Below are 11,925 nucleotides of genomic sequence, written 5' to 3'. Positions count from 1 at the left end.
CACTGCGCACTGCTCATCAAGTTTAGAAGTTGTCCTCTGGGCCTGGGCTGGATCAATTAGCAGTGACTCCACGCTTTCGCAGGCGTAGCGCCCATCGCAGATGCGCTCCCGCAAGGGGCTCTGGGTCGTCCAACCGGCAAGCAGGGTTATCGCGAATTTGTGGCTTTATGCTAGCATCCTGGCGCGTAGCGGAATGTCGGCGCGCCCAGGTACCCGGTTAAGGAAGACCATGTTGAGACCCATCAGAGCCCTGCGAACGCTGGGCCGCCTAATTACTCGCGGTGTGTTGCTTGTACTGCTGTGCAGCGCGTTCGGGGTGCAGGCCGACCAGGTGATCGGTCGCTTCAATTCGGTGGCCGGGCCTTTCAGTCACATGGAAACCCCCGCTGGCCAAGCGTACTTGAGCCTGCATGAGCGCAAGATGCAGGTGCAACTGCCGGACGACTGGCGTGAAAGCACCGTCGAAACCACGATGGAGCTGGACGGCGACACGGCGGTGGTCATGAGCTATCGCACCGCGCAGTGCGACTCCCAAACCGCCTTGATAGTGATCTCCGGGAAGACAGTCTGGGGCCCTTATCGACTGGGGAGCTGTGGCGACATGCTGGCCTTCCAGCGCAGTGAGGACGGCAAGAGTTTCGTCGCCATGCAGATGAATGACCGACGCTCCGAGGCCTGGACCTATTCCTCGAAGGACAAGAATTTCCGCGGGCCGATGAAGGTCGACCTGCCGGGGCTGCTGCAGGGCCTGTCCAAGGCCCGGCCGGCGGTTGCCGCTGCACCCGCACCCGCACCCGCACCCAGGCCACCAGTGGCCGCCAAGCCCGCGCCGGTGCCCACTACCGCAGCGACCCCCGTGGCCACTGCGCGCACCAAGCCTTCCGCGCCGCCTGCGCCCAACCCCAAGGTGACCGTGCCTGCCCCAGTACCCAAGCCTGCGCCCAAACCGCCAGCCAAAGTGCCGATTCCTTCCCAGCTACCGCAACCGGTGGCTGATGCGGTCGTCAAACATGCCCAGGCGACTACGCCACCGAGGCGCCGGGTAGAGATCAACCTGATCTCCAGGATGGAGACCGAATCGTGACCAGCCTGACACTGCTCCAGCGATTGGGTCACCGTGCGCGGCGCCGCTCGCTGGCCAGTGCGTTGATGCACTGGCTACGCAAAGACAAGAACCCCCTGCCACGGCGCCAGGAACGTGTGCTGGTCCTGGTGATGCTAACCCTGACGCTGCTGTACCTGATGGTCGAAATGGGCTTCAACGCTCGTTTGCTGGACGTAGTCGGCGGCCTGGCCAGTCAACATCAAGTGGAGTCCATCGAGGTCTACGGACGCTTGATCGCCGGCACGGCGGTGGCCCTGCTGGGGTTGGGCTCGGTGCTGAAGAAGAGTTTGCGCATGGGCTGGAGCCGTCTTCGCACGACGATCTGGGCGGCCCTGGTGATCGTCGGCTGCGTGGGTACTACGTACTTTGCGCAGTTGGCGCTGGTCAATCACCTGGTGGATCGCTCGACGCCCGATGAGCGAGCGCGCGCGGCCTTGGGCGTGCCGATGACGTACTTGATGGTGCATCGCGATTTCGGCCTGACGGGTCTGGATCTCACGACTGAGGATTTGCAGCGCCCCGAGGGCAAGACCCTGCTGGCGACGCTGCCCATCATGCTGCTGTCGAAGGATCACCTGACGGAGAGCATCAAGCCACAGGCGCAGCCGTTCTTCGAGTTGTTCGCCGAAACCGTGCGCGGCGATGCCGAGGTTAATTATCGCCGCTACCAGGACTCCCTCGCCGAGCTGGATGAAAGCTATCGCCAGTACCAGCAGGGCAGCCGGCGCTACCTGGAGGCGATCAGCGCGGCGTCCATCGCCAGGCACCAGCAGCAGGCCTGGAACGATTACGTGCAGAGCCTCAAGCAACGCAACCGCCGCCTGACCCCCAACAATGTGCCGAACCGCCATGCCAACACGGTCCGTCAGTCGCTGCGCGAGAAGGGCATTGCGGTGGCCGACGATTGGCGCCCCAACGACCGTGCGGGCTTCAACCGCGCCGTGGCCCGGCGCGTGCAACTGGATGCCCGTAGCGCCTATGCCGCCGGGTTGGAGTCGGTCGGCCGCTGGATCGAGCCGGGCTTGCCGCGCGGGCAGTTTTTTGCGCAGCTGCCGATCCAGAACAAGTGGCGCGACGCGTTGCACTTGCCGTACTTGATCACCTTGCAACCCGACCTGTCGCCCAGCGACTTCGAGCAAACCGTGTACCGGCCGACCATCAGCTTCGATGCCAGGCAGCTGATCGAAGATCGCTTGGTCGACCCGCAAAACTACCGCGACAGAGGCGAAAAGGCGCAGATCGGCCGTGACAGCTACCGAGCGCTGATTGTGCCGATGATCGCCCTGTTGTTTTCCTTGCTCGGCGCCTTCACCCACATCTTCAAGTGCCTGGGCTTTTTCACCAGGGCGCTGTGTTATGTCCCGCCAAGGCTCTACGCGGCCGCCTTTGTCGGCTACGCGCTGGTGGTGCTGACGGTGCCGATGCTCTGGACCAACAAGGTGACCGAGCAGCGGCTGTTTCTCGACCTCAAGCAGCAGAACGGCTCCACACTTGGGCCCATGGGCTGGATCATCGCCCACAGTGTGCAGTGGACGGCGCAGGTCCAGCCGGTGTTTTACCCGCTTAACGAACGGGTGCGCCTGCACCTGCTCGGGGGCTTGACCTACGGTTATCAGCCTCAATGAATGCTCATATCCAGTCTCGAAAGGAGTCGCCCTTGTCGCGCGCGCTTGCTGTATCGACCCTGTTGCTCGCCTGTACCGGTTTGTTGTTAAGTGGTTGCCAGAACTCGCCCATTGGCAGCACGGCGGTCGGCGGTGTGCTCGGTTGCATTGGCGGTGCCGCGATTGCCGCCGGGACGGGTGGCAACCCTGGCGCCGGTTGCGCCATCGGCGCGGCCCTGGGCGCGCCAACAGGCTATTACGTGGGTCGTCAGAAGGACCTGGAAAACGCCCGTCAGGCCAAGGCGGCCATCGAGCGCCAGTCGGGTGATGTCGCGGTCGTGCAACTGACAACCCGCCAGGAAGCGGTACCCGCGGACAAGCGCAATGACGTCGGGGCCGCCAGTGTCGAAAGCATGGACTCGATGCAGGTCAACGTGCCGCAGGCTCTGGTGAAAAAGCGCGACAACCGCCTCAAGCAGCCGCTGTCGCAAGTGGGTAACTACGTGTCCAGCGCCAGCAGCAAGGCCAACATTGTGGTCACCACCCGCAGCAAGAGCGACTTCAACTACATCGTCGCCAACATCAAGAAGGGTTACACCGGCAAGGTCGCGCCTGACAAGGTGACCTACGAGTACCGCGAGCTGACACGTGGCACCCAATCGGCGATCCAGGTGATGCCGAGCGCCCAGGTGTAAACCTGATTCAAGGCCGTGTAGTGCGGGAATGACCTCATGCGTCAACCACTGCCGAAGATTTTGGTTTTCAGGGATGTGGTGATAGATCATGAGCGCATACACGCCGGATTCGCTCACCATCAACGTATCCTGAATTTCACCGTGGTAGTTCAGCCGAAGAAAACGATACTGGTCAGTGTCGAGCTTGCGAATGAGGCGCTCAACCTCCGGACGCCAATCAGGGTGGGCGGAACCGTATGGGTTGGCGTACCGGCTAGTTGGACCCCGGCGCATCCGAGGATGCCCACATACGGCCCGCCCATAACAGGCAGGTGCGACACAGACGCTGTTGCGGGTTGCCAGTCAGCACACGGAAGCGGTGCGAGACCTCCAGGTCCTCTGACGCCCAGTTGCATCACCACCAGGGACAGTTAACGATCAGTGTGTCGGTACGACTATCGCGCTTCTGTCTGCGAGGATAGTCGTCACCGACAAATTGCCTGTCGGCGCTTTTTGGATGTACTCGCTCCACCAAACCACCATCGGACGCCGGCGTTCGATGGTGTCCGCTCGAAGTACGCGCTTTTCTCTGAATTTCAGGAATGCATTTCTACCAGAAAAAAGACGGTCTGAACGTAATCCCTAACTAAGCCAGACCCAGGGGGGCGGTAGCGATTGGGATTAATGCCTGCGTGGTTTAACTGCTAAATCAATGTCTGCCCTTCCTGAGCGCGCCAGGGACTGATGCATACTTGCAAAGATCTGTTACGAAACAAACCGACTGTTAGCCCGCACGCCGCGAAGCGCTTCAGGCGTCATCTCGTGGGTTGCGGGATTCAGTCCAAGGCTGTCAGTGGTTGCAGGGGAGGAACGCTCGCGATACCCTTTCGCCGTCGCTGCAAACTCAGCGACCGGGTGTGGAAACCCGAGTAATTCAAGGCGCAACAGCGCTCCCATCATGTCTGCAGGTCTTTTTATGCCTGCGGCGTGAGTTATGGCGGCTGTGCGTGGGACGTCTTCGGGCGTGCCGGTTTCCTTGATTACCGGTTTTCCACCCTGCGCACAGCTGTCACCCATTCGTGTGGAAACGAACGTGGCAGCTCCTCATATCAAGGAGTTGGATAATGCGCAGAATTAAACCGTACGAAGTTTGGCTTCCCCCTCTTCGCAGTTCCCAGTGGCGTAACGCCCCACCTTCCACCCTCGGCCACTGCATCTCCCTCTCTGGAGGTGGCAAATGACCGACAATCCCGAACTCAAAACCATCGGCTTCACCCCCGCGATCTACCTCGGTAATCAAGCAATGTTTCACGTCATTGGTGGCGTGCCCATTGGTGATGCGTTGTCGATGGCTTCCGATTTTCTTTGCCTTGCCAAATCGCTGACTGAGGATGCGGCTTATGCGAAGGACAATGGGCGCCATGCTTGGGCTGCGCATTATCTGGCGGCTATGGGTAAGGCGCTGGTTGATGATTCGTTGAAGGTTTTGATGCGGGAGCGGGAGGATTCTGGAGATTAGTCTGAAGGTGGGCTTGCGATGGTGCTGGGTCATTTGGATTTGTTTTGGATGATCTGGCGCTTTCGCGGGCAAGCCCGCTCCCACAGGAGGTGGTGTTTGGGGGTGGGCTTTTGTTCGCTGATAGCAATTGATGTGGGGTGAGGCTGGGGGCCTTGAAGGTCTTGGGGATTGGTGTGGCTGCTCGAATCTTCAGGCTCGGGATACCAACGGGACACCAAAGCGCCTGGAATTCAAAAAGCATCTGCGGAAGCCAATCGCCTGAAACCCATACTTGCACTGAATTCCACGCACAAAAAAAGACGTCCTAAGACGTCTTTTTTCGTTGATTTGGTGGAGCCGGGGGGATTTGAACCCCCGTCCGCCAGTACTCCGCTGTCGGTACTACATGCGTAGCCGTTTCTATTAAGTTAACCCGCAGCGACCCGAAGGGCAGGGTGCTTTGGGCGAGTTGTGTAAGTTTTAGCCGCTTCGTCCACAACGTACTGCACGGCGATTCTGTTCTATATGACAATCACTTCGGGTTTACAGACATCCCCTAGTGATTGCTGGGCCCGAAGGCACCAGGAGCTCAGGGCTAAGGCTGCTTACGCAGCGAGAGCGTAATCCTGGCTGTATTTTTCGTCATTGGCAACTATAAGAAGTTGCAACAGTGGATTTACGAGTTCTGTTACCAACTCGGCATGCACCTAAAGTTTCGCGACCGGCGTCGAATCCTAAACGGCCCCGAACTCATTGCTCGTGAATCTGGTGAGCAACAAGCCTGTACAGTGTACGGCAAACCAACCCGGAAGGCCAACCCGAAGGTACGCCTTCCGGGAATGGGTCATTTATTGCTGCCGCTGCTGGCGTTCTGGATGTCCTGGATAGTCTGGGTGGTCTCAGCGATGCACTTCTCGGTGCCTTCCTTGGTGTTCATGGCCTGGTGCGCCTTGGCTTGCTGGACGCTGGCCTCGACACGGGTCTGGATTTCCGGCGCCTGGATCTGCGACTTGGCATTGGCGATGGTCTGCAGATTCACTTCGCACAGGTCTTCAGTCGCGGCGAAGGAGGTGGAGGCCATCATGGAAGCAGTAACGAACAGACCTAACAGTACAGAACGTTTCATGTGTATCTCCTTGAACTGAGGCGCCGGGCTTGGCCGGCGTCAGGACGGGCTGCCGAGTTTGGGTGAGCCCGGCAGGGCCGGGTTACTTGGTTGACTACAACCAGGCGCAAGGGTTCTATTTTTCTTCAGGTCGCTCGCGTTCGGGTGACGCGGTCCACGAGGTAGACCAGCCCGTGGTAGTCGATTCCACCGTGTTGGCTGAGGCCGATTTCACAGGTGCGGCTGGTGGATATGCCTTCGCTGCAGTGCTGCACGGCGTCCTTGAGCGAGCGCAGCGAGTGCGCGTTAAGTTCCGGGGTGGTGAAGCCCTTGTCGCCGGCAAAACCGCAGCAGTGAATGCCTTCCGGAATGACCACGTTGGTGCTGCATTTGCGCGCCAGGTCGATCAGCGCCTGGCTCTCGCCCAGGTGCTGGGTGCTGCAGGTGACGTGGACGGCGATGGGCGCTTGCTGCGGGGTGAAGTCGAGACGATCCATCAGGTGGGTGCGGATGAATCGAACCGGGTCGTACAGGTCCAGGCGCACTTCGCCCAGGTCCTGGACCAGGCGCAAGGTGCAGGGGCTGGTGTCGCAGTAGATCGGGTCGAGCCCGCCGCGGCTGGCGTGCAACAGTGCGCCGATGAGTTCCTGGCGCTTGTGTTCGGCCTGCTCGGCGTAACCCTTGGAAGCGAAAGGCTGTCCGCAGCAGAGGCTGTCCAGGTTGTCTGGGAACACGACCTGGTAGCCGGCCTTTTCCAGCAGGCCGCGGGTTTTGTCGTAGAGCGACATTTGCTCGTTATCACCGGCTGCCGGGCCCATCACACGCGAGACGCAGGCGGCCAGATAGACCACCCGGGGGCGGTCGTCCGAGAGGGTCGGGCTGAAGCGAATGGCTTTTTCCGGCTGGGGCATGGCGTTGGACCACTGCGGGACCTGGCCTCTGGATAATTTGCTGAGTGCCGCTGACACCTTCGCCAGTCGCGGCGCACCCAGGAGCATCCGGGCGCCGTTGGCCACGTGCAGGGTGAAGCGCGCGCCTTGCAGGGCGGTGGCGAAATTGCCTTCCAGCCAGTCGGCGGTTTTCTTACTGGTTGCTTTGCGGCTACGCAGCTTCTTCACCAGTTCGCCGGTATTGATGCCTACCGGGCAGCGCTGTGCGCACAACCCGGTGGCGGCGCAGGTGTCGATGCCCTGGTATTCGTAAGCGGCTTCCAGCTCTGTGGTGTCGACACCGGCGCGTTTTTTCGCCTGGATATCGCGCCAGATCACGATGCGCTGGCGCGGGCTCAGGGTCAGGCCCTTGGACGGGCACACGGGTTCGCAAAAGCCGCACTCGATGCACTTGTCCACAATCTCGTCGGCGGCGGGCAAGGGCTTGAGGTGCTTGAGATGGATCTGCGGGTCTTCGCTGAGTACCACGTCCGGGTTGAGGACGCCGGCGGGATCCAGCAGGCGCTTGAGCTGCCACATCAACTGGTAGGCATCGCTGCCCCATTCCAGTTCAACGAAGGGGGCCATGTTGCGGCCGGTGCCGTGTTCGGCCTTGAGCGAACCGCCAAATTCCACGGCGACCAGTTGCGCCACGTCGTCCATGAACGCCTGGTAGCGCGCGACTTCTTGCGGGTTGTTGAAGCCTTGGGTGAAGACGAAGTGCAGGTTGCCTTCCAGGGCGTGGCCGAAGAGGATCGCTTCGTCGTAATGATGTTTGTCGAACAGCTCGATCAGGCGGTTTACGCCGCTGGCCAGCTGTTCCACGGGGAAGGTGACGTCTTCGATGATGACCGTGGTGCCGGTTTTACGCACGGCGCCGACGGCGGGGAAGGTGTCCTTGCGGATCGCCCAGAGGCGGGCGTTCTCGACCGGGTCTTCAGTGAAATCGACTTGTTTTTCCACGGGGAAGGAAGTCAACGACGCCATGATCAGCGCCAGTTGTTCCTGCAGCAAACTCGATGACGCGGCGCGGGATTCGATCAGCAGGGCGCAGGCATTGTTCGACAGCTGCTGTACGAAAGCCGGCATGCCGGGTTTGTCCTGCACCGAACGCAGGCTGCGGCGGTCGAGCAGTTCCACGGCGGACACCGGCTGGCTTTTCAGCACGCTGACCGCGTTGCAGCAGGTTTCAACGTCCGGGAAGACGATCAGTGCCGAGGCCTTGTTGGGGTGGTCGATCACGGTGTCGTAGGTCACGGCGCTGATAAAGCCCAGCGTGCCTTCGGAGCCCACCAGCAGGTGGCTCAAGATATCCACAGGCTCGTCGAAATCCACCAGGGCGTTGAGTGACAGGCCGGTGGTATTTTTCAGACGGTATTTGTGGCGAATTCTTGCCGCCAGTTCGGTATTGGCGCGGGTTTCACGGCCCAGCGTGGCCAGGCGCTCCAACAGGGCTGCGTGGCTCTGGCGGAATGCCGCGACACTGGCCGCGTCTTCGGTGTCGAGGCGGCTGCCGTCAGCCAGCACCAGGCGAATGCCGGCCAGGGTGTGATAGGTGTTTTGCGCAGTGCCGCAACACATGCCGCTGGCGTTGTTGGCGACGATGCCGCCGATTTTGCAGGCGTTGATCGACGCCGGGTCCGGGCCGATCTTGCGTCCGAACGGCGCCAGCCATGCGTTGGCCTGTGCGCCGATTACGCCCGGTTGCAGGCGGATTTGTGTGCCCTGGCCGCGAATCTCGCGGCCGTTCCAGTTATCCCCAAGTACGATCAGCACCGAGTCGCTGATTGCCTGGCCGGACAGGCTGGTGCCCGCCGCGCGGAAGGTCACCGAAACCTGGTCCCGTTGCGCCAGCTTCAGCAGTGCGACCACTTCGTCTTCGGACTCGACCCGAATCACCAGCTGGGGAATCAGCCGGTAGAAGCTGGCGTCGGTACCGAAGGCCAGCGTCGACAGCGGGTCGTCGAAGCGCCGCTTCTGGGGGATCAGTTGTTGCGCGTCTCGCAGGAAAGCCGCCGGTAAAGTCATTGGTCCTCCAGAATCAAAACCACCAGGTCTTTCGGACCGTGGGCGCCGTAGGCCAGCACTTGTTCGATGTCAGCAGTCTTCGACGGGCCGGACACCAGCAAGGCGTTGGTCGGCATGCCTTGGGCCCACTCGAATTCCTGTTGCACCTGGTAGAAGTTGTCGCGGATTTCGCTCGCCTTCAGCAGGGCGAAATGCACCGGCGGCACCAGGCTCATCAATCGCGGCTCTTCCCGGGTTGGCCAGAGGATCAGGCTGCCGGTGGCGGCGATGGCACCCAGGGTCGTGGTCAGGCTGGCCGGCGTGTCGTGGAACAGCTCGGCTTTCCATTCCTCGATCGGACGATTGTAGGATTTGAGTGTTGGCAGCTGCGGATTGTTCGCCCAATGCTGAGTGACGCGTTGGCCGTGTGCAGTGGTCGGTGCGATCAGCAAGCTGGGTAGCTGGCGATCCTTGACCAGTTGCGCGAGCAGTGCCGGCCACTGTTCATCGCACGTCAGGTGGATCTCGGTGTGCACCGCTTCCATCAGCTTGCGCAGTTGCGGGATGCGTTGTTCGGGCGCGTAGGTGTAGGGCGCTGTCAGCAGTTCGACGTCGAAGTCGTCAGGCACCGGCGTGGTTCCCGTCAGACTGTTGCGTAACTTGCCGAGGATATTGTGCTTGGCACTCATCAGCGATCTCCCTGTCTGGCCAGATGTTCGCGGGCCATGTCGTGCAATGAACGGGCTGCCGGCTTTGGCGCGCTGTGGTTTTGTGTCCACGGGCCCAGGCGGGTCGGTGTGAGGGCGCGCAGGCGGGTGGCGAAGAAGCCGAACAGGCGATAGAGCGCCGGTGAACTGTTGAGCCTGGCCCAGGCATTCCAGATGAAGCGTTCCTTGCGCGAATACTTGCTGCCCTGGCCGCGCATGACCGGGTTCGGGCTGTCGGGGGCCTTGACGTTCTCTTCGCGCAGGCGACGCAGCAACGCGGGGATAGGAATTTTGACCGGGCAGACTTCACCGCACGCCCCGCACAGCGACGATGCGCTGGGGTGGTCCGGAACCTTCGCCAGGCCCACCAGGTGCGGGGTGATGATTTTGCCGATGGGCCCTGGGTACACCTCGCCGTAGGCGTGGCCGCCGATTCGGGTGTAGACCGGGCAATGATTCATGCAGGCGCCGCAGCGGATGCAGTTGAGGGTCTGGCGCAGCTCGCTGTCGGCGAAAGCCTGGCTGCGGCCGTTGTCCAGCAGCACCAGGTGCACTTCCTGCGGGCCGTCGAGTTCATGTTCCTGGCGCGGGCCGGAGATCATGTTGACGTAGGTGGTGATCGGCTGGCCGAGGGCGGAACGGGTCAGCAGCGACAGCAGCGGCACCACGTCGCGCAGGTTCTCGACCACTTTTTCGATGCCGGTGACGGCAATGTGCACCGGCGGCACCGTGGTGGTCATGCGCCCGTTGCCTTCGTTTTCCACCAGCAGCAGGGTGCCGGTTTCGGCCACGGCGAAGTTGACACCGGAGACGCCGATGTCTGCCTCGAAGAATTTCTGCCGCAGGACTTTGCGACCGATCTGAATGAGTTGGTCAACGTCCTTGGTGTACTCCACGCCAAGTTTGTCGTGGAACAAGGACGCGACCTGACCGGCATTCTTGTGGATTGCCGGCATAATGATGTGTGAAGGCTTCTCGTGGTCGAGCTGGACGATGTACTCGCCCATGTCCGATTCCAGGCATTCAATGCCCCGATCAGCAAGGAAATGATTCATCTCCATTTCTTCGCTGACCATCGATTTGCCCTTGATCACTTGCCGCCCCTCGTGAGCGCGGATGATCGAGAGGACGATGCCATTGGCCTCGTCCACCGTTTCCGCCCAGTGCACTGTCACACCGTTGCGGGTCAGGTTCTGTTCAAGCTGCTCGAGCAGGTCGGGCAGCTTGGATAAAGCACGGGCGCGGACGGCATTGCCGAGCGCTCGCAGGTGTTCTCTTTCGTGGGCATCGCTGAAAGACGCTGCCCTTTTTGTCATCAGTGAATCCATCGCCGTGCGAAAGTTGTTTCGCAACTGCGGGTCACCCAGTGCCGTGTGGGCTCGGGTGCGAAAATCTTCTTCTACGGCAACCGTAGGAATAATCGCGGAAGCGTTCATAGAACACCTCCGGTTCGCTGCCAGAGGAAACTGGCCAGGTGTTGGCCGCGCAACGCTTCCTTCTGTTTCTCCAGCGAGCCGTTGATGTTCATCAGGCAACCGCAATCGGCACTGAGTACCTGGTGCGCGCCCGACTCTTTCAGCGACCGGGTCTTGTCAGCCACCATCGCGCCGGAAATGTCTGGCATACGGACGCTGAAAGTCCCACCGAAGCCACAGCATTCACTTTCGTGGCTGTGGTCGACTCGCTCCACGTTGCTCAGTTGCGACAACAACTCGCGACCGTGCAGGTGGGTGTTCATCTCACGACGCGCCGAACACGAGGTGTGCAACGCCACTTTTACCGGCTCGCCGCTGTCCTTGAGCTGCACCTTGCAGACAAACAGCAGGAACTCGGCCAGTTCATACGTCCGGGCCGCCAGGGCCTGAACCTGTTTCAGCGTTTGCGGCTCGTCCTTGAACAAGTCGGCATAGTGTTCGCGCAACATCCCGGCACAGGATCCCGACGGCACTACCACCGGGTAATCTGCGGCGAACAGCGCCAGTTGCGAGCGCGCGACGGTCCTTGCCTGCTCGGTGTAACCCGAGGTGTAGGCCGGTTGTCCGCAGCAGCTCTGCCCCTGCGGGTACTCGACCCGAATGCCTTCGCGTTCCAGCAAGCGGATCGCATCCATCCCTGCTTCGGGATAGAACAGATCCACCACGCAGGTCCCGAACAGGTAGACCCGTGACGGTTTCTCGCTGGGGTATTGCCGAGGCTCAGGCAGTGGCGGGGCCACGCGGGGGGCGTTCGGCACGGCGTTGTAAAAAAGCTCGCTCATCAGGCGTGTCTCCGGGTGGGCCCGGTTATCCGTCCGCTG

9 protein-coding genes, 1 other RNA gene and 2 pseudogenes are annotated in these 11,925 nt (G+C 61.2%); 4 read left to right on the top strand and 8 right to left on the bottom strand.

The window, feature by feature from the left end:
* Positions 1 to 229 precede the first annotated feature (229 nt).
* Genes UB23_RS14855 through UB23_RS28020 form a run of 3 tightly spaced genes read left to right on the top strand, consistent with a single transcriptional unit; the run spans position 230 to position 3,404 of the window.
* The gene (locus tag UB23_RS14855; RefSeq protein WP_045060070.1) at positions 230 to 1,084 is read left to right on the top strand and encodes a hypothetical protein; all 855 of its coding nucleotides are present in this window, start codon (positions 230 to 232) and stop codon (positions 1,082 to 1,084) included.
* Complete coding sequence (locus tag UB23_RS14850; protein ID WP_045060069.1) at positions 1,081 to 2,730, top strand: hypothetical protein; 1,650 nt, start codon at positions 1,081 to 1,083, stop codon at positions 2,728 to 2,730. Before UB23_RS14855 ends, UB23_RS14850 begins: the two co-directional genes overlap by 4 nt.
* 32 nt (positions 2,731 to 2,762) lie before the next feature.
* Entirely contained in the window at positions 2,763 to 3,404 is a 642-nt protein-coding gene (locus UB23_RS28020; protein ID WP_052672996.1) for a glycine zipper domain-containing protein, read from the top strand.
* Positions 3,405 to 3,440: 36 nt separating this feature from the next.
* Here UB23_RS28020 and UB23_RS29400 read toward each other — a convergent pair.
* Positions 3,441 to 3,677, bottom strand: a pseudogene (locus UB23_RS29400) (hypothetical protein); the annotation flags it as partial.
* Positions 3,678 to 3,821: 144 nt separating this feature from the next.
* Positions 3,822 to 3,956, bottom strand: a pseudogene (locus UB23_RS30275) (integrase); the annotation flags it as partial.
* A gap of 664 nt (positions 3,957 to 4,620) precedes the next feature.
* On the opposite strand from UB23_RS30275, the gene UB23_RS14840 reads away from it, so the two are divergent.
* On the top strand, positions 4,621 to 4,902 hold the full coding sequence (locus UB23_RS14840) for a DUF3077 domain-containing protein (protein ID WP_045060068.1): 282 nt from the start codon (positions 4,621 to 4,623) through the stop codon (positions 4,900 to 4,902).
* Positions 4,903 to 5,230: 328 nt separating this feature from the next.
* Here UB23_RS14840 and ssrA read toward each other — a convergent pair.
* From ssrA to UB23_RS14815, 6 genes are all read right to left on the bottom strand, one after another.
* Positions 5,231 to 5,627, bottom strand: a transfer-messenger RNA (tmRNA) gene (ssrA, locus tag UB23_RS28580).
* A 98-nt stretch (positions 5,628 to 5,725) separates the two neighbouring features.
* Positions 5,726 to 6,007 carry a hypothetical protein gene (locus tag UB23_RS14835; RefSeq protein WP_045060067.1) on the bottom strand — a complete coding sequence of 94 codons (282 nt, stop codon included), beginning with the start codon at positions 6,005 to 6,007 and terminating at the stop codon, positions 5,726 to 5,728.
* 125 nt (positions 6,008 to 6,132) lie between these two features.
* Entirely contained in the window at positions 6,133 to 8,943 is a 2,811-nt protein-coding gene (locus UB23_RS14830) for an FAD-binding and (Fe-S)-binding domain-containing protein (RefSeq protein WP_045060066.1), read from the bottom strand.
* Positions 8,940 to 9,611 carry a LutC/YkgG family protein gene (locus UB23_RS14825; RefSeq protein WP_045060065.1) on the bottom strand — a complete coding sequence of 224 codons (672 nt, stop codon included), beginning with the start codon at positions 9,609 to 9,611 and terminating at the stop codon, positions 8,940 to 8,942. The genes UB23_RS14830 and UB23_RS14825 overlap by 4 nt, the downstream gene beginning before the upstream one ends.
* Positions 9,611 to 11,065 (bottom strand): LutB/LldF family L-lactate oxidation iron-sulfur protein, encoded by a 1,455-nt coding sequence (locus UB23_RS14820; protein WP_045060064.1) that lies wholly within the window; start codon positions 11,063 to 11,065, stop codon positions 9,611 to 9,613. Before UB23_RS14820 ends, UB23_RS14825 begins: the two co-directional genes overlap by 1 nt.
* Positions 11,062 to 11,886, bottom strand: a complete 825-nt coding sequence (locus UB23_RS14815) for a (Fe-S)-binding protein (RefSeq protein WP_045060063.1) — start codon at positions 11,884 to 11,886, stop codon at positions 11,062 to 11,064. The genes UB23_RS14820 and UB23_RS14815 overlap by 4 nt, the downstream gene beginning before the upstream one ends.
* Between the last annotated feature and the right edge of the window lie 39 nt (positions 11,887 to 11,925).

Source organism: Pseudomonas sp. ES3-33 (genome assembly GCF_000952175.1).
GTDB lineage: Bacteria > Pseudomonadota > Gammaproteobacteria > Pseudomonadales > Pseudomonadaceae > Aquipseudomonas > Aquipseudomonas gregormendelii.
Note: the sequence above shows the minus strand (reverse complement) of the source record. Positions and strands in the feature narration are given on the sequence as shown.